At 73.9% G+C, this 20,425-nt stretch carries 22 protein-coding genes; 9 read left to right on the forward strand and 13 right to left on the reverse strand.

Annotated features, from left to right (window positions below):
* Window positions 1-116: 116 nt before the first annotated feature.
* Entirely contained in the window at window positions 117-1,745 is a 1,629-nt protein-coding gene (locus tag ACFT5B_RS16985) for an ABC-F family ATP-binding cassette domain-containing protein (RefSeq protein ID WP_386800354.1), read from the reverse strand.
* A gap of 280 nt (window positions 1,746-2,025) precedes the next feature.
* Between ACFT5B_RS16985 and ACFT5B_RS16990 the strand changes: the two genes are divergently transcribed.
* The gene (locus ACFT5B_RS16990) at window positions 2,026-2,532 is read left to right on the forward strand and encodes a pyrimidine dimer DNA glycosylase/endonuclease V (RefSeq protein WP_386800355.1); all 507 of its coding nucleotides are present in this window, start codon (window positions 2,026-2,028) and stop codon (window positions 2,530-2,532) included.
* On the opposite strand, the gene ACFT5B_RS16995 is transcribed toward ACFT5B_RS16990, so the two are convergent.
* The gene (locus ACFT5B_RS16995; RefSeq protein ID WP_386800356.1) at window positions 2,471-3,016 is read right to left on the reverse strand and encodes a DUF1992 domain-containing protein; all 546 of its coding nucleotides are present in this window, start codon (window positions 3,014-3,016) and stop codon (window positions 2,471-2,473) included. The genes ACFT5B_RS16990 and ACFT5B_RS16995 overlap by 62 nt on opposite strands.
* 91 nt (window positions 3,017-3,107) lie before the next feature.
* Here ACFT5B_RS16995 and ACFT5B_RS17000 point away from each other — a divergent pair, with 91 nt between their 5' ends.
* Together ACFT5B_RS17000 and ACFT5B_RS17005 are read left to right on the forward strand one after the other, a co-directional pair.
* Complete coding sequence (locus tag ACFT5B_RS17000; protein WP_386800357.1) at window positions 3,108-3,434, forward strand: avidin/streptavidin family protein; 327 nt, start codon at window positions 3,108-3,110, stop codon at window positions 3,432-3,434.
* Between the two features lie 61 nt (window positions 3,435-3,495).
* Entirely contained in the window at window positions 3,496-4,077 is a 582-nt protein-coding gene (locus ACFT5B_RS17005) for a DUF2231 domain-containing protein (RefSeq protein ID WP_386800358.1), read from the forward strand.
* Window positions 4,078-4,081: 4 nt separating this feature from the next.
* Here the strand turns inward: ACFT5B_RS17005 and ACFT5B_RS17010 are convergent, their stop codons facing one another.
* From ACFT5B_RS17010 to ACFT5B_RS17045, 8 genes are all read right to left on the reverse strand, one after another.
* Entirely contained in the window at window positions 4,082-4,891 is an 810-nt protein-coding gene (locus ACFT5B_RS17010; protein WP_386800359.1) for a 2-phosphosulfolactate phosphatase, read from the reverse strand.
* On the reverse strand, window positions 4,884-5,270 hold the full coding sequence (locus ACFT5B_RS17015; protein ID WP_386800360.1) for a cupin domain-containing protein: 387 nt from the start codon (window positions 5,268-5,270) through the stop codon (window positions 4,884-4,886). Before ACFT5B_RS17015 ends, ACFT5B_RS17010 begins: the two co-directional genes overlap by 8 nt.
* 137 nt (window positions 5,271-5,407) lie before the next feature.
* The gene (locus ACFT5B_RS17020; protein WP_386800361.1) at window positions 5,408-6,445 is read right to left on the reverse strand and encodes an ABC transporter substrate-binding protein; all 1,038 of its coding nucleotides are present in this window, start codon (window positions 6,443-6,445) and stop codon (window positions 5,408-5,410) included.
* A gap of 38 nt (window positions 6,446-6,483) precedes the next feature.
* Entirely contained in the window at window positions 6,484-6,849 is a 366-nt protein-coding gene (locus tag ACFT5B_RS17025) for a 4Fe-4S binding protein (RefSeq protein WP_386800362.1), read from the reverse strand.
* The gene (locus tag ACFT5B_RS17030; RefSeq protein ID WP_386800363.1) at window positions 6,846-8,495 is read right to left on the reverse strand and encodes an FAD-dependent oxidoreductase; all 1,650 of its coding nucleotides are present in this window, start codon (window positions 8,493-8,495) and stop codon (window positions 6,846-6,848) included. The genes ACFT5B_RS17025 and ACFT5B_RS17030 overlap by 4 nt, the downstream gene beginning before the upstream one ends.
* Window positions 8,492-9,247 (reverse strand): ABC transporter ATP-binding protein, encoded by a 756-nt coding sequence (locus tag ACFT5B_RS17035; protein WP_386800364.1) that lies wholly within the window; start codon window positions 9,245-9,247, stop codon window positions 8,492-8,494. Before ACFT5B_RS17035 ends, ACFT5B_RS17030 begins: the two co-directional genes overlap by 4 nt.
* Window positions 9,244-10,137 (reverse strand): ABC transporter permease, encoded by an 894-nt coding sequence (locus ACFT5B_RS17040; protein WP_386800365.1) that lies wholly within the window; start codon window positions 10,135-10,137, stop codon window positions 9,244-9,246. Before ACFT5B_RS17040 ends, ACFT5B_RS17035 begins: the two co-directional genes overlap by 4 nt.
* 342 nt (window positions 10,138-10,479) lie before the next feature.
* Window positions 10,480-11,184, reverse strand: coding sequence for an HAD-IA family hydrolase (locus tag ACFT5B_RS17045; protein WP_386800366.1), 705 nt, complete (start codon window positions 11,182-11,184; stop codon window positions 10,480-10,482).
* A 136-nt stretch (window positions 11,185-11,320) separates the two neighbouring features.
* Between ACFT5B_RS17045 and ACFT5B_RS17050 the strand changes: the two genes are divergently transcribed.
* Window positions 11,321-12,517 (forward strand): low temperature requirement protein A, encoded by a 1,197-nt coding sequence (locus ACFT5B_RS17050; RefSeq protein ID WP_386800367.1) that lies wholly within the window; start codon window positions 11,321-11,323, stop codon window positions 12,515-12,517.
* Here ACFT5B_RS17050 and ACFT5B_RS17055 read toward each other — a convergent pair.
* On the reverse strand, window positions 12,507-12,740 hold the full coding sequence (locus ACFT5B_RS17055; RefSeq protein WP_386800368.1) for a hypothetical protein: 234 nt from the start codon (window positions 12,738-12,740) through the stop codon (window positions 12,507-12,509). The two genes, ACFT5B_RS17050 and ACFT5B_RS17055, sit on opposite strands and share 11 nt — an antisense overlap.
* Before the next feature lie 176 nt (window positions 12,741-12,916).
* On the opposite strand from ACFT5B_RS17055, the gene ACFT5B_RS17060 reads away from it, so the two are divergent.
* Complete coding sequence (locus ACFT5B_RS17060) at window positions 12,917-13,957, forward strand: alcohol dehydrogenase catalytic domain-containing protein (protein ID WP_386800369.1); 1,041 nt, start codon at window positions 12,917-12,919, stop codon at window positions 13,955-13,957.
* A 21-nt stretch (window positions 13,958-13,978) separates the two neighbouring features.
* On the opposite strand, the gene ACFT5B_RS17065 is transcribed toward ACFT5B_RS17060, so the two are convergent.
* The gene (locus ACFT5B_RS17065) at window positions 13,979-15,163 is read right to left on the reverse strand and encodes a Gfo/Idh/MocA family protein (RefSeq protein ID WP_386800370.1); all 1,185 of its coding nucleotides are present in this window, start codon (window positions 15,161-15,163) and stop codon (window positions 13,979-13,981) included.
* Window positions 15,160-15,999, reverse strand: a complete 840-nt coding sequence (locus tag ACFT5B_RS17070; RefSeq protein WP_386800371.1) for a sugar phosphate isomerase/epimerase family protein — start codon at window positions 15,997-15,999, stop codon at window positions 15,160-15,162. Before ACFT5B_RS17070 ends, ACFT5B_RS17065 begins: the two co-directional genes overlap by 4 nt.
* Before the next feature lie 195 nt (window positions 16,000-16,194).
* Between ACFT5B_RS17070 and ACFT5B_RS17075 the strand changes: the two genes are divergently transcribed.
* From ACFT5B_RS17075 to ACFT5B_RS17090, 4 genes are all read left to right on the forward strand, one after another.
* Complete coding sequence (locus ACFT5B_RS17075) at window positions 16,195-17,544, forward strand: extracellular solute-binding protein (protein WP_386800372.1); 1,350 nt, start codon at window positions 16,195-16,197, stop codon at window positions 17,542-17,544.
* Between the two features lie 69 nt (window positions 17,545-17,613).
* A complete protein-coding gene (locus ACFT5B_RS17080; RefSeq protein ID WP_386800373.1) occupies window positions 17,614-18,555 on the forward strand; it encodes a carbohydrate ABC transporter permease in 942 nt (313 codons plus the stop codon).
* The gene (locus ACFT5B_RS17085; RefSeq protein WP_386800374.1) at window positions 18,552-19,535 is read left to right on the forward strand and encodes a carbohydrate ABC transporter permease; all 984 of its coding nucleotides are present in this window, start codon (window positions 18,552-18,554) and stop codon (window positions 19,533-19,535) included. The genes ACFT5B_RS17080 and ACFT5B_RS17085 overlap by 4 nt, the downstream gene beginning before the upstream one ends.
* Entirely contained in the window at window positions 19,532-20,413 is an 882-nt protein-coding gene (locus ACFT5B_RS17090) for an NAD-dependent epimerase/dehydratase family protein (RefSeq protein ID WP_386800375.1), read from the forward strand. Before ACFT5B_RS17085 ends, ACFT5B_RS17090 begins: the two co-directional genes overlap by 4 nt.
* Window positions 20,414-20,425: the final 12 nt, after the last annotated feature.

Consider the following 20,425-nt stretch of genomic DNA (forward strand, 5'->3'; position numbering starts at 1 on the left):
ATCGTGGCGGGTCTGGCGGGAGGCCGCGAGGGACGAGCGGCCGGATGGAAGATCGCGCGCGACACCCCCGACCCGCGCCCGCCCCCGACCACGGACACGTCCAGCCCCGAAGAGAGTCACGAAGCGAGACGCACCGCTCCCCCGCGCTCGACCTCCCAGCGCGTCCCCACCTCGACCCCCGCCCCGATCCGCTGGAGGAACGCGTCGTCGTGGCTGACGACCACGAGCGCCCCGCGGTACCCGTCGAGGGCCTGGGCGAGCTGGTCGATGCTGGCGAGGTCGAGGTTGTTGGTGGGTTCGTCGAGGACGAGGAGCTGCGGCGGCGGGTCGGCGAGGAGCACGCGCGCCAACGCGACGCGGAAGCGTTCCCCGCCGGACAGCGTTCGCACGGGCCGGTCGACGGTGGCCCCGCGCAGCAGGAACCGGGCGAGCCGGTTCCGCACCTCTCCCGGGGTGAGCTCCGGGGAGGCGGAGCGCACGGTGTCGAGGACGCTGGCGTCGTCGTCGGGGAGGGTGAGGCGCTGCGCGAGGTACCCGACGCGGTCGGTGAGCACCCGCCCGCGCGGCTCGCCGGACGCGGGCCGCAACCCGAGGAGCTCTTCGAGGAGCGTCGTCTTGCCGGCGCCGTTGGGGCCGCCGAGCGCGACGCGCTCGGGACCCTGCAGGACGATCGGTCGCCCGTCGGCACCGGCGAGCTCGAGCAGCCGCCGCCCGCTCGGCACCTCCGTGCCGGGGAGGTCGACGTGGATCGTGTCGTCGTCGCGGACGCGTGACTCCGCGTCCTCGACGGCGGCCCGCGCCTTCTCGAGCCGGTCGTCGGCGAGGGCGCGGGTGCGCCCGGCGGTGGCCTCGGCGGCGTTCTTGCGCGCGTTGGCGAGGATCTTCGGCATGTTCTCGGCGGCCTTCTTGCCCGCCTTCGCGGACCGGGCGATCTTGGTCTCGGCCTCGATCCGCTCGCGCTTCTCGGTGCGGAGCCGCTGCTCGGCCGTCCGGACGGCGCGCGCCGCGGCCTCCTGCTGGACAGCGAGGTGCTCCTCGTAGGCGCTGTACGTCCCGCCGTACACCTCGAGCGAGCCCTCACGAAGCTCCGCGGTGGAGTCCATGAGGTCGAGGAGGGTCCGGTCGTGGCTGACGACGACGAGCGTCCCGCGCCACCCCTCGACCATCGCGTACAGGCGCGCGCGGGCGTCGCGGTCGAGGTTGTTGGTGGGCTCGTCGAGGAGCGTCACCGGGGTGTCCGCGAGGCGCAGGCCCGCGAGCGCCGCCAGGATCGTCTCCCCGCCGGACAGGGTCCGGGCGGGGCGGTCGAGGTCGGCGGCGTCGAGCCCGGCGGACCGGGCGGCGTCGGCGGCGCGCTGCTCGACCTCCCAGTCGTCGGCGAGCGCGTCGAACGCCGCCTCCAGCTGGTCGGGCTCGGCGGTGCCGGACTCGATGAGCCGGAACGCGCGCAGCCGCGTCCCGACGCCGAGGAGGTCGGCGACGGACGCGCCTTCGTCGCGCACCGTGAGGTGCTGCGGCAGGTACGCGACGTCGCCGGTGGTGGTGACGCTCCCGGACGTGGGGACGAGCTCGCCCGCGACGAGGCGGAGGAGCGTGGACTTGCCGGCGCCGTTGCGGCCGACGAGGCCGGTGCGGCCGGTGGTGAAGGACGCCGTCAGGTCGCGGAGCGCGACGGTGCCGTCGGGCCAGGCGAAGGTGAGACGGGTGAGGACGACGGAGGGTGCGGCAGAGGGGCGAAAGGCCATGGAAGGCTCCCGGGGTTCGGCGAAGGTGCGCCGACCACCCCTGCGAGCGTGCGCTCGAGCAGCGGGTGGGTCAGCGCGTGGACGCTGAGCGGGGAGCGATCCTCACCGGGTGCCTTCCGTCGGGGGCAGGGGGATGCCCCGACGCGGTGGCGCGTGGGGGCACCCGACAACTTTCGCATGCCCCGACGAACAGCGCCAGGGTTTATGCCGGTGGCGTAGGCCACGCGCGCCGAGCCCGCCGCCGCCCGGTAGCGTCGGCGCTCGGACGATCGGAGGACACGTGCGGCTGTGGAGCGTGCACCCGCGGTACCTGGACCGGCAGGGCCTGACCGCGTGCTGGCGTGAGGCACTGCTCGCGCAGGCCGTGCTCGCGGGCCGCACGACGGGCTACCGCAACCACCCGCAGCTCGAACGGTTCCGGGCCGTGGCGGATCCCGCCCGTGCGGTGGGCGCCTACCTCACGGCGGTCGCGGACGAGGCGGCGGCCCGCGGCTATCGGTTCGACCGCACCCGCATCGACCGACCGCTCACCGACGACGTCGCGGCGGCCGTCGTCGAGCGGATTCCCGTCACCGACGGGCAGCTCGCGCACGAGTGGGCGCACCTGCGGGCCAAGCTCGACGCACGGAGCCCGGAGGTCGCGGCGCGCTGGGCGGACGTCGTCGCTCCCGACCCGCACCCGTCGTTCGTCGTCGTGCCGGGGCCGGTGGCGTCGTGGGAGCGCGTCAGCGACGGTTCCGCTGCCGCCAGCGCGCGACCTCCGCGTCCACGTCGCGCAGCGGGGTGACGACGGGCGGCCCGCCGAGGAGCTGACGGCGCGCCTCGACGACGCGCCGGTTGAACTCCTCCAGCACCTCGCGCACGCGCGCCTCGGAGAACTCGCGGTCGAGGCTGTCGTCGAGCGCGGCGTCGTCCTTGCGGAGCTGGAACGCCTCCGGCAGCACACCCGTGATCTGCTCGCGCTCGACCAGCTGCTTGAGCCACCAGTCGGGGTCGTGGTGCGTCCCGAGGCCCGGGATCGGCTTCCCGGCGAGCGGGAGGTCGTCGAACTCGCCCCGCTCGATGGCCTCGTCGACGAGGTGGTCCACCCACCGCGACCGCAGCTCGAGCTGGTGCCGCGCCCGCAGGTGTGCCTGCGGGGAGTGCGGGTTCTCGCTGCGCTTGTTCTCCTCTTCCCGACGACGGCGCTCGGCACGCCGCTCCGCCGGCTCGGGGTCGCGGGGCGCACGCCGGGGCTCGGGGGCGGCTGCTGCGGCGTCGGGATCGGTCACGGTGTCACTCCGAAGGTCGCGTGGTTCCACCGTAATCGAGGGCGAGCGGCTCCCGGAGGTGGACCGGCCGGACCGTGGCTAGCGTCACCGTATGGGCGACACGCAGCTCTGGCTCGGCCGCTGGGTGAACCAGTACGGCTCCGTCATCGAGATCACCGAGGCCGCCGACGGCAGAGTCGCCGGCCTGTTCCGGACCGCGCTCCCCGACAGTGCGCTCGCGGGCCGGGACGTCCCGCTCGCCGGGACGTACGACGGCGAGGCGATCGCCTGCTCCGCGGCCGGCTCCGGCACCGCCGTCTCCTACACCGGCACGCTCGTGGACGGAAGGCTGGAGACGCTCTGGGCGTTCGTGGACGGCAGCGCGCCCTGGTGGCGCGCGATCACCACCAACCACGACACGTTCGAGCGGCGGCCGTAGCGCGTAGCGCCCGCGGCGCTGCGACGCTGGACGGACCTGGTCCCCGACACGGGAGGTCGTCATGCGGGGCACGAACGGCGGAAACCCGCTGCTGGACGTCGCGCGGCGAATCGAGGGCGCGCGCGGGCTCGACGCCGTCGTCGACCGCGCCCGACCCGTGGTCTCGGACCGGCTGACCGCCTGGCCCGGGGTCGCGGACGCGCTGCACGGCCGGTGGCTCGGCCACGCGCTCCACCCCCTGCTGACCGACTTCCCGCTCGGCTCGTGGATCGGGGCGACGCTCCTCGACCTCGCGGGCGGCCCGGGCGGGCGGCGGTCGGCCGACCGGCTCGTCGGACTGGGGATCGTCCTCGCCGTCCCGACGGCGCTCGCCGGGGCCGCGGACTGGGCCGCCAACGCGGACCGGCGCGTCGGCCGGGTGGGTACGGCCCACGCCGCGCTGCACGCCACCGCACTGACCCTCTACGGCGGGTCGTGGCTGCTGCGCCGCCGGGGTCGGCGCCGCGCGGGCGTCGCCGTATCCCTCGTCGCCGGGACCGTGGCCACCGCGAGCGGATACCTCGGCGGGCACATGACGCTGCGGCTGCAGGCTCCACCCGAAGCGCTCAGCGACCCGTCGGCGGAGGTCGGCGGCGCCCCGTAGGGGCTCACGTGGCGGCGCGGAGCGCGTCGCCCACGAGAAGCGGGACGACGTCGTCCGCGTCGAGGCCGGCGGCCACGACGACGTCGTCGGCGAATCCGGCCGCCGCGAGCTCGAGCCCGCTCGCACAGCCTGCGAGGTTCGCCGCGAGGTCCGACCGCACGGCGGCGAACGCGGCGACGGCCGCACCCGCCTCGGGCGAGAGCCGCAGCTCGCGTCGTCCGGCACGGCGCTGCTCGGCGACGAGCGCCTCCACGACGCTCCCCGCACCCCAGAGGTCCTCGACTGCGGGCCGCAGCGGGCCGTCCGGCCATCGCTCCCCCGCCGCGACGACGGCGACCGGACCGGATGGTGCGGACCGCACGAGCCACCGGGAGACCGCGGCCCGGGTGCGCAGGGACGCCGCGACCACGCGCGCGTCGCCGCCGCTCAAGGCGGCCACGATCGTCGAGCCGTTCGGCGACGGCAGCACGATCCGGTCGCCGCGGAGCGCTCCCGCCCCGGCGGCGCGCACCATGTCGGCCGGTGAGAGGCTCGCGGGAGGGACGTCGTCGGACGCGAGTGCACGCGCCTCCAGACGCCCGACTGCGAGGCGCGCCCCCCGCTCGGCCGCGAGACGAGCGGCGGCGCCGTCGTGCCACCGGGACGGCAGCACCTCCGCGCCGCCGGCGAGCGCCACGCCGACCGTCGTCGTGAAGCTCAGGACGTCGACGACGACGACGACGGCCGCACCCCGAGCGATCTGCGCGCCGCCGTCCGGTCCCCACTCGAACCGGACGTCGGCGCCGCCCTGCGACCAGGGCGGACCGTCACCCATCGATCGCGAGCTCCTGGAGCTCGACGGTCCGCTCGCCGCCCGCGTCGCCGGTGTTGACGGTGCCGCGGGGTTCGAGGAGGAGAGCGAGGACCTCCTCGTCGGCCCGCGGGCAGTGCTCGACGCCGCGCGGGACGACGTAGACGTCGTCGGGACCGAGCTCGACGTCGTGGCGGGTGCCGTCGGCGTCGCGCTGCTGGATGACGAGGGTGCCGGACCGGACGAGGAAGAGCTCGTCGGTCTCGGGGTGGCTGTGCCACACGAACTCGCCGTGGAGGCGCACGACCTTCACGTCGTAGTCGTTCACGCTCGCGAGACGGTGGGGCTGCCACGGCTCGGTGAAGGAGGAGAACGCGGTCGCGATGTTGACAGGATCGGCCATGCCCCGACCCTAGGCGCGGCACGGCGCGCGAGCACGGGATATCGGCCCCACGACGACGGGGTCTCCGCCCGTCCGAGGCGGCGGACGGGCGGAGACCCCGTGCTCGGCGCGCGGGGTGGGGCGCCGAGGGGGCGGCGTCAGCCGGCGGGAGTCGCCGTCGACGAGGGGACGCGCCAGGCGGAGATGTCCACGACGGCCTTCGACAGCTTGTTCTCGGCCAGGAACTCGTCGGTCCCCTGGAGGAGCTTCAGCCCCTTGTCGGTGAAGGGCTCCGCCGGGTAGAGCGAGACCGGCTGCGCGACCTTGACGACGTCGACGGTGGTCTTGGACGCCTTGGCCGCGAACTCGTAGAACGCCTCGGGGTCGGCGTTGATCTCGCCGACGGCCTTGGCGCGCGCGGCGTTCCACGCGTCGGGGAGGCCGGGGTGAGCGGCGAGCTCGGCCTTCGTGATGATGGTCGCGCCGGTGCCGAGCAGGTCGGGGTGGTCCTCGGACGCCTTGTCGATCACCGGGTAGCCCTGGGCGGTGAGGACGCCCGTGAGCTGCCCCGCGGGCGCGGCGTACGCGGCGATGCCCCCGGACTGGAGGGACGCGACGGCGTTCGTCGTGTAGACGTGCGTGATCTTCACGTCGTCGGCCAGGCCCTTCTGCTGGAGCAGGGCCACGAGGTACCGGTACATGTACGAGCCGACCTGGGTCGCGATGGTCTTGCCCTTGAGGTCCTCGAGGCTGGTGACGCCCTTGGCGCCGACGAGCCAGGCGTCCTGCCCGACGGCGGACTGGTTGACGAGGTAGGTGTCGATCCCGCTGGCCTTCGCGGTCAGGGCCGGGGTGTCGCCGAGCGTCGCGAGGTCGATCGAGCCGCCCTGGACGGCGGCGCTCAGGTCCGGCCCGTTCTTGAACGGCACCCACGAGATCTTGCCGATCCCCGCGCTCTTGAGCGCGGGGAGCAGCTCGTCGTGCGCGTCGGCCCAGCCCTCGGGCCCTGCCGGGTTCGGCGTGTTGGAGATGAAACCGACGCGCAGGGCCGCGCCGCCGTCGGCGGCCTTCGCGTCGCTCGTCGAGGAGCAGGCGGCGAGCGTGCCGGCGAGCGCCCCCGCGAGGACGGCGGCGGCCACGGCGGACGTGCGGCGGCGCGCGCCCGACGGGCGCGTGCGGGTACGGAAGAGGCTCATGGTGTTCCTTCGGGGTCGGGGGCGCCGGGGCGCGGGTACTACTGGAAGCGCTGCGGGAGGTGCGGGCGGGCGAGCTCGGTGAGCTCGCCGTTGCGGTCGCGGAGGCTGCCGGGCCGGCGGCCCCGGCCCCAGCCGATCCACTCGCGGTACTCGCCGAGCCGGCCGGCCGCCTCGAGGGCGTCCTCGTCGCGGTAGGGCGAGCCCTCGGGGGCAGGGTCGGCGAGAGGCGCCACGAACAGGGCGTCCGTGGGGCAGTGCGCCTCGCACATGAAGCAGGTCTGGCAGTCCTGCTGCCGGGCGATGACAGGGTGCCCGCCGGGCACCTCGTCGAAGACGTTGGTCGGGCAGACCTCGACGCACTTGTTGCAGTCGATGCAGCGCGACGGCGAGACGAGTTCGATCACGACGCCCGCTCCTCCTCTCGTACGGGGACCTCGGGGCGGGTCCACACCTCGTCGAGCCCGCCCACGCGGATGCGGTGGGTCAGGCGCTCGTCGAGGTCGGGGTGGTCGTCGCGGCGATGGATCACCCGCGACTCCGGCCGGGCCAGCGCGGCCCGGTACATCCAGCGGGCGTGCGCGACCATCGCCGCGGCCTCGCGTGCCTTCACGGGCTCGGCCGACGCGTCGAGGTCGGGTACGGCGTCGGTCCACAGCGCGTCGAGGCGTGCGAGCGACCCGCGCAGCCCGTCCGCGGTCCGGAACAGGTTGCGCTCGAGCGGGATCACCTCGGCCTGGACGTCGCGGATCACCTCGCGCGGCGCCGTCCGGCCCGACGACGGCGCTCGGGTCCCGGCGGGGACGTCGTCCCGGGCGGTGGTCGCCGCGGGAGCAGCGCCGCGCCGCCTCGCGAACGACGCCGCCGCGCCGCCCGCCCAGGTGCCCGACGAGATCGCCCATGCGCCGTTGTGGCTCCCGCCGCCCGACACCGCTCCGGTGATCAGCTCGCGCGACGCCACGTCGCCCGCGGCGTAGAGGCCGGGGACGGTCGTCTCGCACCCGTCGCCGACGACCGCGAGACCTCCGGTGCCGCGGACCGTCCCCTCGAGGACGAGCCGCACCTCGAACAGGTCGGTGAACACGTCGACCCCGGCCTTGTCGTAGGGCAGGAAGAAGTTGGGCTGGGACCAGCGCAGCGCATCGTGCAGCGCAGGCGGCGCGAGGTCGAGGCGCGCGTACACCGGGGAGCCCGCGGCGAGCGTGCGGGCTACGACCTCGCGCCCGGAGAAGCCGGCGGCGTCGATGGGGTTGCGCTCGCCGTCGTAGTAGCTCGCGAACTGGTACATGCGCCCCTTGGTCTGCGCACCGAACCCGGGCGCCATGCCGTAGACGGAGGAGAACTCCATGCCGGACAGCTCGGCCCCGAGCTCGGCGGCCATGAGGTGGCCGTCGCCGGTGTCGGGGTTGCAGCCGAGCGCCCCCGACAGGAACGCGCAGCCCCCGGTCGCGAGCACGACGGCGCCCGCGCGCACGGTCCACGGCGCGTTCCCGCGCTGCCGCTGGACGCCCGTCGCCCCGACGACCACGCCGTCGACGTCCTGCACGAGCTCCTGCGCGGGGCTCTGGTCGAGGACCGTCACACCGGCGCGGAGGACCTGGCGCCGCATGAGCCGCATGTACTCGGGCCCCTGCAGGGAGCTGCGGCGCCGACGTCCGGACGGGTCGGTCGGGTACGGGTAGCCCCAGGCCTCGAGGTCGCCGACCCGGTCCCACGTCTCCTCGACGAGCCGGCGCAGCCACGTCCGGTCGGTCAGGTGGGCGCCCCGCTCCTCGCGGGCGAGGACGGCACGCTCGCGCTGGTCGCCGTCGTCGGGGACGTACCAGAGGTTGTTGCCGCCGGCCGCGGCGGCGCCGCTCGTCCCGACGAACCCCTTGTCGGCGAGGACGACACGCGCCCCGGTCCCGGCGGCGGCGAGCGCCGCCCACGTCCCGGCCGGCCCGCCGCCGAGGACGAGGACGTCGGCGCCGAGCGCGTCGGGCTCCCCGGCGCCGCCACCCGAACCGCCCGCGGGCTCGAGCGGACCCAGCGCGGTGATGCGGCGGCGGCTCACGCGGCACCCTCGCCGTCGTGCACGCCGAGCCAGCCGAGCAGGCGGCTGCGCTGCTCGGCGTACCCCGCGGAGCCGTGCTCGCGGTCGCCCGCGACGGGCACGTCGTGCTCGATGCGGCCGTGCGCCATGACGAGGACGCGGTCGGCGAGCAGGAGCGCCTCGTCGACGTCGTGCGTCACCAGGACGACGGCAGGCCGGTGCGCGTGCCACAGCTCGCGGACGAGCTCCTGCGCGGTGAGGCGCGTGAGGGCGTCGAGCGCGCCGAACGGCTCGTCGAGGAGGAGCAGGTCGGGCTGGCGGACGAGCGCCCGCGCGAGCGACGCGCGCTGCGCCTCGCCACCGGACAGCGTGGTCGGCCAGGCGTCGGCGCGGTGCTCGAGGCGTACCTCGCGCAGCGCGGCGAGGGCGGTCTCGCGCGTCGCACCCGGTACCCCGAGGACGACGTTCCGCCACACCTTCTTCCACGGCAGCAGCCGCGGGGCCTGGAAGGCGACAGCCCGGTCGCGGGCCACCGTCACGTCACCGGTGACGCCGCCGTCGAGGCCCGCGAGCACGCGCAGGAGCGTCGACTTGCCGCAGCCGCTCGCGCCGAGGAGCGCGACGAACTGACCGGCGGGGACGGCGAGGTCGAGGTCGTCGAGCACGGTGGTGGCCGAGGCCCCGCTGCCGAACGTGCGGCCGAGGCCGCGGACGTCGACGGCGAGCGGCGTCGTCGCCTCGGCGGGCGCGGTGCGGGGCGCGGTGGCGGTCATCGGGCGTCTCCCTGGGCGTCGTCGGGGGTGAAGGACCGCCGCCACGGGAGGAGCACGCGCTCCAGGACGCGGACGACGAGGTCGGCGAGCAGGCCGAGCAGCGCGTACACGACGAGGCAGACGACGATCGTGTCGGTCTGCAGGAGCTCCTGGGCCGACGTCATGAGGTACCCGATCCCGCTGGTCGCGCTGATCTGCTCGGCGAACACGAGCGCGAGCCAGGACACGCCGAGCGCGATCCGCACGCCGACGAGGAGCTGCGGGAGCGCCGCGCCCACGACGACGTGCCGGACGAGCCCGAGCCGGCCGAGGCCGAGCGTGCGGCCCGCCTCGACGAGCCCAGGGTCGACCTGGCGGATCCCCGCGGACAGGTTGATGTAGACGGGGAACGTGACGCCGAGCGCGATGAGGACGACCTTCGGAAGCTCACCGACGCCGAGCCAGATGATGAGCAGCGGCACGATCCCTGCGAACGGCACGGTCCGGAGCATCTGGACGGGCGCGTCGACGAGGTCCTCGCCGATCCGCGACAGCCCGCTCACGAGCGCCAGCACGACGCCCACGACGAGCCCGAGCGCGAGCCCCACGACGACCCGGTGCAGGGACGCGCCGATCGCGGCGGGCAGCTCGCCGTCGGCGATGAGGTGGCCCGCGGCACGGGCCACGTCGACGGGCGAGCCGAGGAACGTGCGGGGCAGGCGTCCGGTGGCGGCTGCGAGCTGCCACAGCGCGAGGATCACGACGACGCCGCTGAGCCGGGCGATCGCGCGCGGGACGCGCAGGCGGCGGCGCCGGTCGGTGCTGCTGGTCAGGCGCTCGACGGGGAGCCCGCGGGTTGCGGTGAGGGCGTCGGCCGACGGCGCCTCGAGGGGACGAGCGGTGAGGGTCATGGCTGCTCCAACGGGTCGTGCGACGGTCGTGAGCGGGGTGGGGTGCCCTGTCCGGGCAGAGGCGAACGGCACGACGGCGGCGGCTCGCGGCCGTCCGGACGCGGCGGCGGGTGCGGTTCGAGCGCGGGGGCGGCGCTCAGGCCCGACAGGCCGGCCGACAGCAGCGGCACGTCGAGCGCGCGGCGGGGTGCTCGCGGTCGGGGCTGCCGTGGCTGGTCATGGGGTGACCGTACGCGGATCGACGCGACTTCTTAACTGGAACGCTTAGGAATGGTCCCCTGTTAACAAGGAGGCCCGAAGACCGGAGTCACACGGTCTCGCGCTGCGAGACGCGCCCCACCGCTACGAGGCAGCAGCCGGGCGCAGGACTATCGCGCCGTCCTCGACGAGGACGCGCACGTCGGCGAGCGAGCCCACCACCCAGTCGGCGTCGGCGAGGTCGGAGGCGGGGTAGGTCGTCGTGAGCGCAAGGACGCGCATCCCGGCGGCCTTGCCCGCGGCGACCCCGGCGGGCGCGTCCTCGACGACGACGCACGCATCGACCTCGAGGATCTCGAGCGCGTCGGCGGCCTTGAGGTAGGGCTCGGGGTGCGGCTTGCCGAGCTCGACGTCCTCGGACGTCACCATGACGGGCGGCAGCGGCAGCGCGAGGGCCTCGACGCTCGACCCGGCGAGGCGCCGGTCGCCGCTCGTGACGATCGCCCAGGCGTCGGCGGCGTCGCGTGCGAGGGTCGTCACGAGGTCCTGGGCGCCGGGCATCCAGAGCACGTGGCCCGCGGCGGGGTCCGCCATGCGCACGAGCAGCTGGTCGGTGAGCGCGGCCCGCTCGGCCTCGTCGAGGCGCCCGGGGAGCGCGAGCTCGAGCGCCTGGGACCCGGGGATGCCGTGGATGTACGGCTCGAGGGCCGCGAACGGGACCCCGAGCTCGTCCGCCCCCCACCGCCAGGCGGCCTCGACCTTCTCCGTGGTGTCGACGAGCGTGCCGTCGAGGTCGAGCAGGAGGGCTGCGGCGCGGGCGCCGTCGGCGGGCAGCGGGGCGGGACTCACGCGCACAGACTACTGAGCCCGCCGCGGGCACCTCCTGGAGGCCGGCGAACCGGTCGCGCCCCGGAGGCGCGACCAGGGTGCCCGCCAGGGTGCCCGACGGACGCGGCGCCCCCGGCGCCGGAGGGACCGTCGTCGTATGGCAACGACGACCACCACCCGCCCCGCCCTCGGCGTGGTCCCGGTGCACGCGGGGCACCGGGTCACGATGTTCGAGATCTTCTTCGACCTCGTGTTCGTCTTCTCGATCACGCGCGTCGTCGCGTACCTCGAGGAGGACCGCGGCGCCGCGGCCCCGGTCCAGGGGCTCGTGCTGCTCCTGCTGCTCTGGTGGGCGTGGTCGGCGTTCACGTGGCTCGGGAACCGGGTCCGGGCGGACCGCGGGTTCGTCAAGCTCGGCATGGTCGCGGCGATGGCCGGGCTGTTCCTCGCGGGCGTCGTCGCGCCGGGAGCCTGGGAGGCGGACGGCGGACCGCTCGACGCGCCGCTCGTCCTGGCGCTCGCGTTCGCCGGGGTCCGCGTCACGTACGTCCTGCTGTTCCGGGCGGCGGCGCGGCACGACCCGCGGCTGCGCACCCAGATCGCGATCGACGCCGTCCCGCAGGCCGTGTCCGCGGTCCTCCTGGTCGTGGGCGCGATGCTGGGCGGGAGCACGCAGACGGTGCTGTGGTCGTGCGCGTTGCTCGTCGACTTCGCGGGCGGCCGGCTCACCTCCGGGTACCGGGGGTGGCGCATCGTGAGCACCGGCCACTTCGTCGAGCGGCACGGGCTCGTCGTGATCATCGCGTTCGGCGAGACCCTCGTCTCCGCGGGCACGGGCGCGGGCGACCACGTGATGCGGTGGCCCGTCGTCGCGGCCGGAAGCCTCGGGTTCCTGCTCACGGCGACCCTCTGGTCGGCGTACGCCGCGCGGCTCGCGGGAGCGGCCGGCGACGTGCTCGCGGCCGCCACGACGCGACGCCGGGCCGAGCTCGCGCGGGACGGCTACGCGCTCGGGCACGCGCCCGTCGTCGTCGGGATCGTGGCACTCGCGCTCGGGCTCCGGCTGCTGCTCGCAGCCGCCGACGCCGGCACGCCCGCCGGGTGGACGGCGACCGCCGCGCTCACGGGCGGGGCCGCGCTCTACCTGCTCGCGCTCGAGCTCTTCCGCTGGGTCATGCTCCGCGAGGTCCACGCGGTCCCGCTGCTCGGCGTCCTCGCCCTGCTGGACGTCGCCGTCGGCGCGCACGCCGGGCCGCCGCTCGTGGTCCTCGGGCTCACGACGGCCGTCGTCGTGGCGGTCGTCGCGGTCGAGCAGGTGTCGGCCCTCGGCGGGCGGGGACGGCTCAGTCGTTGAGGCCCAGCCCCTTGCGGCCCTTCGCGAAGTAGGCGATCGGTCCCACCCAGTTCGCGAGCATCGCGACGCCCCACGCGAGCTTGGGCCCCTCGACCTCGTCGGCGGGCCGCTTCGCGAGGTCGCGGTAGCCCGCCGCGGTGAGCGAGATCTGGACGAGCGACAGGACGATCACCAGCGCCTTCTTGCCGCCGCTGAGCTCGCTCCAGGACTTCTTGCGTGCCATGGGCACCCCTCCCGTGTCGGTCGGACGCGATCCGTCCCGACGACGGTACGCGCCCTCGACCCGACGCGCGCGACGGCGTCGTCCGGCCGACCCGGCGTGCCGGGTGGCCGCGCGGCGACACCTCCGCCAGAGTCGGGGCAGGCCGCGCCCCGGCCCCACCGAGGAGGGATCCACGCATGCAGGCTGTCAAGCTCGTCGGACCGCACACCCTGGAGCTCCAGGACGTCCCCGTCCCCGACGTCGGACCGGACGAGGTCCTCGTCAAGGTCGCCGGCGCCGGCCTCTGCCACTCCGACCTGCACGTGCTGCACATGGGCGACGAGTGGCCGTTCTTCGGGAACACCGTCGGGCACGAGGGCGCGGGCCGGGTCGAGCGCACCGGCTCCGACGTGGACGGGCTCGACCCGGGCGACGCCGTGCTCGTGAGCGTCATCTGGGCGTGCGGCCGCTGCCGCGCCTGCGTCGAGGGCCGCGACAACGCGTGCCAGGTCAACGGCAGCCGCCTCCAGTTCCCGACGACGCCCGGCCTGGGTCCCGACGGCGCCATGGCCGAGTACATGGTCGTGAAGGCGCGGCACCTCGACCCGATCGGCGCCCTCGACCCCGTGGCCGCGGCGCCGCTCGCCGACGCCGGCGTCACCCCGATGCACGCGGTGAACAGCGCGCGGGCGCACCTCGTCCCCGGCTCCACCGCCGTCGTGCTCGGCGTCGGCGGTCTCGGGCACCTGGGCCTCCAGATCCTCACCGCCACGACGGGCGCGCGCGTCGTCGCGCTCGACACCGACGAGGCCAAGCTGGGGCTCGCCCGCGAGCTGGGGGCCGACGTCGTGCTGCGGAGCGACGCCGACGCGGCCGCCGCGATCCTCGACCTCACGGACGGCTACGGCGCGGACGCCGTCTTCGACTTCGTCGGCGTCCAGCCCACGGTCGACCTCGCGACGTCCGTCGTGGCGCCCGAGGGGGCGCTGCGGTTCGTCGGGCTTGGCGGCGGCAGCTTCGCGTACGCGTCGGACCCGGGCACCGAGGTCCTCCCGTGGGGCGTGAACGTCCAGCGCTCCTACGGCGGGACCCGCGCCGACCAGCTCCAGGTCGTGGCGCTCGCGCAGCAGGGCAGGCTCGCCGTCGAGGTGCAGCGCTACCCGCTCGCCGACTTCCAGCGCGCGTTCGACGACCTCGAGGCCGGGCGCATCACGGGTCGGGCGGTGCTGATCCCGTAACCGGCGCCCGGCCGACGCCGGTCAGGCGGGGACGCCCGTGCGGACGTCCTCGCCGGTCCGGGTCGCGATGCCGTCGTACCGCCCGTCGACGACGTCCGCGACGCGCACACGCTCGCCGAGCGTCGCGGACAGGTAGACCGCGCGGACCGTCGCGAGGGCGCGGAGGCCGTCGTCGAGCGTGACCCACGGCGCGCGACGCTCGCGGATCGCGGCGACCACGTCCGCCCACTGGGTCCCGTGCGAGCTGCCGTACTGCGCGACGTGCGACTCCTGCGGGTCGAGCGCACCGCGTACCGACCCGGCGGCCGCGGCGCCGATCTCGTCGGCCGACTGGTCGGCCGTCCAGTCGCCGTCCTCGGCGTCGCGGGCGTGGAAGAACGTCAGCTCGTCCGCCTCGATCACCGCCGACCCGTCGGTGCCGTGCACCTGGAGCCGCACCCCGAGGTCGGGGTACACGGTCGTGGAGGCGTGGAGGGTCGCGAGGGCCCCGGACGCGAACCGCACGATCGCGACGGCGACGTCCTCGACCTCGATGCGCTCGTGGCCGAGCCGGGCCGTCGACGCGACGACGTCGACGGGCTCGCCGAGGAACCAGAGCAGCAGGTCGAGCGTGTGCACGCCCTGGTTCATGAGCGCGCCGCCGCCGTCGAGCGCCCAGGTCCCGCGCCACGCACCGGAGTCGTAGTACTCCTGCGTGCGGTACCAGTCGACGTTCGCGACGGCCGACGTCACGCGCCCGAACCGGCCCGCCTCGAGCGCGCGGTGCACCGCGATCGCGGAGGGGTCGTGACGGTGCTGGGAGATCACCGCGACGACCTGGTCGGGGCGCGCGGCCGCCGCGTCGCGGAGCTTGCGCGCGGGCTCGATCGCGACGTCGAGGGGCTTCTCGACGACGACGTGCGTCCCCGCCTCGAGCGCCTCGAGCGCGAGGCCGGCGTGCTCCCCGCTGGGGGTGCAGATGCTCACGACGTCGACGCCGCCGGCCTCGAGGGCCTCGCCGAGCGAGCCGAAGCGCCGGGGGGCCGGCCGTCCCGCGGCGACGAGCTGGTCGGCGACCGCGGCGGTGCGGTCGGGGTTCGGGTCGACGAGGGCGACGACGTCGAGGTCGCCGTTCTGCGCGGCGACCTCGGCGTGCAGGCGGCCGATGACGCCGCAGCCGACGACGGCGACGCGCAGCGGTGCGGGGACGCCGGGGGTGGTGCTCATGACAGCGAGACTCCTGCTCGTTCGGTGATCCGTGCGAAGGCGCGCGCCGCGGTGCCGAAGGCCGCGGGCCCGGAGAACCCGCCCATCTGGCCGGCGACGGTGAGGTGGGGCTCGAGCGACGCGAAGCCCGCGTACCCGGACGCGACGAGCGCGGCGACGGTGTCGGCGACCTCGCCGTCACCCTCGCCGGCCGGCCTGACCTCGCCCGTCGCGAGGTCCGCGTCCTTGACCTGGAGGTAGTCGACGTAGGGGGCGAGGTCGGCCCAGCCGGCGCTGTGCGGCCGCACGCCGACCTGGACGTAGTTCGCGGGGTCCCACGCGAGCCGGAACGCGGGGCTCGCGAGGGTCGCGGCCAGGTCGAGGACGCGTTCGGGCGTGTCGCCGTAGATCCCCTTCTCGTTCTCGTGCAGCAGGACGAGGCCCGCGTCGGCGGCGATCGCGACGAGCCCGCGCAGGGCGTCGAGCACGTCGTCCCGCACCGCGGCTGCGGTGACGCCGTCGGGCCGGTAGAACGAGAAGATCCGGACGTACGGGGTGCCGAGGGCGTGGGCGACCTCCGCGATCCGGCGCAGCCGGTCGAGCTCGGCGCGGGCGCTCGCGACGTCGACCTTGCCGATCGGCGAGGCGACCGCGCTCACCCTCTGGCCGGTGTCGTCGAGGAGCGTGCGCAGGTCGCGGACCTGCGCGTCCGTGAGGTCGGCGGCGTTGGCGCCCCAGGCGCTGCGGACCTCGACGTGCCGGGCCCCGAGCGCCTGGAGCACCGCGATCTGCACACGCGGGTCGGGGTCGATCTCGTCGCCGAAGCCGGACAGGTGCCAGGTGGGCGGGTCTGCCATGCCCGAGATCGTACTCATCCATCAGTTTGATTTACAATGCGTCGGATCGACGCTCGTTGCCGGGAGGCAGCAAGGGTTGACTAATTAACACTCATGGTTTTAATGTCTCGACCGCCGGCTCGACCCACCGACGAGCCACGGACCCGAGGAGTTTCAATGAGGAAACTGTCGCTGCGGCTCGCAACCGCAGTCGGTATGACAGGCGCGCTCGTCGCGCTCGCGGCGTGCTCGAGCGGCGGAGGCGACGGCGGGGGCAGCACCCCCGACGACCTCGACGCCAAGGCGAAGGTCTCCATCACCGTGGGCGACTACCCCACGGCCGACAAGCCCGACGAGCGCGCTGCGTTCGACAAGCGCGTCGACGCCTTCGAGGCCGCGAACCCGAACATCACCGTCAAGCCGGTCGCGGAGACCTGGGACGCCCAGACCTTCCAGGCCAAGCTCGCGGGCGGCACCCTCCCGACCGTCATGGGCGTCTCCCTCACCTACAGCCACGAGCTCATCGCCAACGGGCAGGTGCCCGACATGACGCCGTACCTCGAAGAGCTCGACATGGTGAAGGACCTCAACCCCCTCGCGCTCGACAAGGTCAAGGACGCTGACGGCAAGATCTACGCGATCCCGACCGGTCTCTTCTCCGTCGGCCTCGCGTACAACCGCGAGATCTTCACCAAGGCCGGGCTCGACCCCGACAAGCCGCCGACCACCTGGGACGAGGTCCGCGCCGACGCCAAGATCATCCACGACAAGGTCCCCGGGGTCGCGGGCTACGCGCAGCTCACGACCAACAACACCGGTGGCTGGATGCTCACCACCATGACGTACAGCAAGGGCGGCGCGGTCCAGGACGACGCCGGCAAGAAGGCCGTCATGGGCGACGCGACCGTCGAGTCGCTCCAGGCCCTCCACGACATGCGCTGGACCGACGACTCGATGGGCAGCCAGTTCCTCTACGACCAGGAGGCCGCCCGCCAGGCGTTCGCCGCCGGGAAGATCGGCATGATCCTCCAGGCGCCCGACATCTACTTCACGATCGTCACGCAGTACCACTTCGACAAGACGAAGTTCGGGCAGACCGCGCTCCCCCAGAGCAACGGCGAGAACGGCACCCTCACGGGCGGCACGCTCAAGCTGTTCAACGTCAAGGCGACGCCGAACCAGCTCCTCGCCGCGACGAAGTGGATCAAGTTCTACGAGTTCGACAAGTACTACGACAAGGACGTCGCGATCGCCGACGCCAAGACGAACGACGCGTCGGGCAGCCCCGTGGGCCTCCCGAGCCTCCCGCCCGTCTCGGACGAGGTGAACAACCGCTACCTCGAGTGGATCAAGCCGTACATCAACGTGCCGCTCGGGCACTTCACGGGCTACACGAGCTCGAAGCTCCCGCTGATCCCCGAACCGGTCACCGGGACCCAGCAGACCTACGCCGCACTCGACCCCGTCGTGCAGAAGGTGCTGACCGACAAGAACGTCGACATCCAGAAGACCGTCGACGACGCCAACAAGACGGTCGACGGCATCATCGCCCAGGCCTCGCGCTAGCCCCGACGACCGGCCGGGCGACGGACCACCGGCGCCCGGCCGGTCCCCCCTCGAAGGGAGGGATCAACCATGACCACCACCACCCTCGAGGTCGAGCCCGACGTCGCGCGCGAGCGCCGACGACCGTCCGGCCTCAGCCGCTGGTATCGCGGCGGCGGCATCCACGCCGTGCTCTTCGCGATCCCCGTCGTCCTGATCTTCCTCTACTTCAGCTGGGGGCCGGTCGTCCGCGGCCTCGTCCTGAGCCTGCAGAAGACCAACCTCGTCCAGCCCGCCAAGTGGGTCGGCTGGAGCAACTTCGAGTACGTGCTCTCCGACCCCGGGCTGGGCCAGGCCGCGCTCAACACGGCGTACTTCGCCCTGCTCGCGCTCGTCATCGGCTTCCCCGTCCCGATCTTCCTCGCGGTCCTCATCAACGAGCTCCGCAAGCACGACGGGCTGTACAACGCGCTCGCCTACCTGCCCGCGATCATCCCGCCGGTCGCCGCGATCCTGCTGTGGAAGTTCTTCTACGACCCCGCCCCCGAGGGCATGTTCAACACGATGCTCGGGTGGATCGGGCTGGGTCCGTACCCGTGGTTGAACTCCGAGGCCATGGCGATGCCGTCGATCGTCCTCTACGCGACCTGGGCGGGCGCCGGCTCGACCGCGATCATCTACCTCGCCGCGCTGGGCTCGGTCCAGACCGAGCTCTACGAGGCCGCGGAGATCGACGGCGCCGGGATCTGGCGCCGCGTCTGGCACATCACCATCCCGCAGCTGCGCGGCGTCATCCTCGTGATGATGCTCCTGCAGCTCATCGGCACCTTCCAGATCTTCACGGAGCCGTTCCTCTTCACCGGAGGCGGACCCAACAACGCCACCCAGACCATCCTCCTGAAGATCTACAACTACGCCTTCGTCAACGGAGACTTCGGCGCCGCGACCGCTCTGAGCGTCCTGCTCGCGCTCTTCCTCGGGCTGCTCTCCGTCGTCTACTACTTCGTGACCAAGAGGTGGAGCCCGTCATGAGCGTCCTCGACACACCCACCGCCGCGACCGACGTCGCCGTCGCGACCGAGCCGGCCGCCTCCGAGCGAGCCCGGCGCCGCAGGCGCCGCCCGACGACCCCCAAGGAACGCGGGCTGATCTCCGACGCCGACCGCAAGCGCGGGAACGTCCGGTTCTGGCTCACGCTCGTCCAGACGATCGTCCTGATCGGCCTCATCGTCGCCTGCCTCGGCCCGCTCCTGTGGTCCGCGAAGGCGTCGGTCACCGACAGCCAGGAGATCATCTCCGACCCGATGGGGATCTTCTTCACCCCCAACGAGTGGGGCAACCTCACCCGCGCCTGGAACGGCGCCGAGATCGGTCGCTCGCTCGTCAACACGGTGATCATGGCCGCGGGCTCGACGATCGCGACCCTGCTCATCAGCACGCTCGCCGCGTTCCTGCTGAGCGTCCTGCGGCCCAAGTGGGGCCCGATCCTGGGCGGGGCGATCATCGCGACGCTGTTCCTCCCGGGCGTGATCTCGCTCGTGCCCCTCTACCTGACCGTCCTCGACATGCCGCTGGTCCACATCCGGCTCCAGGACACGTTCTGGGCCGTGTGGCTCCCGTCCGCCGCGAGCGCGTTCAACGTCGTCGTGCTCAAGCGCTTCTTCGACTCGATCCCCCGCGAGTACCTCGAGGCCGCGCGGATCGACGGTGCCGGACCGATCCGGATCCTCACGTCGCTCGTGCTCCCGCTGTCGCGGCCGATCCTCGGCGTGATCATGCTGCTGTCGGTCGTCGGCGCCTGGAAGGAGTTCCTGTGGCCGATGCTCGTCCTGTCGAACCCGAAGCTGCAGCCCGTGTCCGTGGCGCTGCCCAAGCTCGCCACCGGGAACTCGCCGCTGTCGGTCCAGATGGCGGCCGTCTTCCTCACCATCATCATCCCCGTCGTGCTGTTCCTGATCTTCCAGAAGCAGTTCCTGCGCGGGGTCGGCACCGCTGGAGGAATCAAGGGATGAGCACGCTCGCAGGCAGCAAGATCCTCGTCACCGGGGCGTCGGGGCGGATCGGGTCGGTCACGACCCGCCGCCTCCGCGCCGCCGGGGCGTGGGTCACTGCCCTCTCCATCAACGACGACCCGTCCCTCGAGGCGGACCGCGTCCTCGTCGGCGACACGCGGTCGCAGGACGACGTCGCGGAGGCGCTCGAGGGCGCCGACGCCGTGGTCCACCTGGCCGCGCTCGCGCACCGGGACATCGCGCCGCCGTTCGACGTCTACTCGACGAACGTGGTCTCGACGTTCAACGTGCTCGCCCAGGCGGGCGCGCTGGGGATCCGTCACGCCGTGGTCGCGGGCAGCATCAACGCGTGCGGCCTGCCCCAGAACGTCCACGAGGTGCGCCCGGCCTACGTCCCCTACGACGCCCACCTCCCCGTGGACATCGCCGACTGGTACTCGCTGTCGAAGCACCAGGACGAGAGCACCGCGCGGATGGCGTGGCGCCACTGGGGCATCGACGTCGTGACGCTGCGGTTCCCGCACGTGAACTCCGAAGAGGCGCTGCGGGCGCAGTCCCTCCAGCTCGCCGAGGACCCGCGACCCGGCCTGCTCGAGGGCTGGTCGTACCTGACGACGGAGGACGCGGCCCGCTCGGTCGAGCTCGCGCTCACCGCCCGTACGACGGGCGCGCACGCGTTCTTCCTCGCGGCGGACCGGACCCTCGCGCCGTACCGGACCGAGGACATGCTCGACGCGTTCGCGCCCGAGGTCCTGAGGACCAGGCGGTTCGTCGGGCGGGAGGTCCCCATCGACCTCACGCCCGCCCGGGAGCTCATCGGCTTCCAGGCGGAGCACGAGATCGAGCTCCCGACCCTCGACCTGCCGACCGGCCTCTGACGGCACCACCTC

Source organism: Luteimicrobium sp. NPDC057192 (assembly GCF_042670205.1).
Lineage (GTDB): Bacteria > Actinomycetota > Actinomycetes > Actinomycetales > Cellulomonadaceae > Luteimicrobium.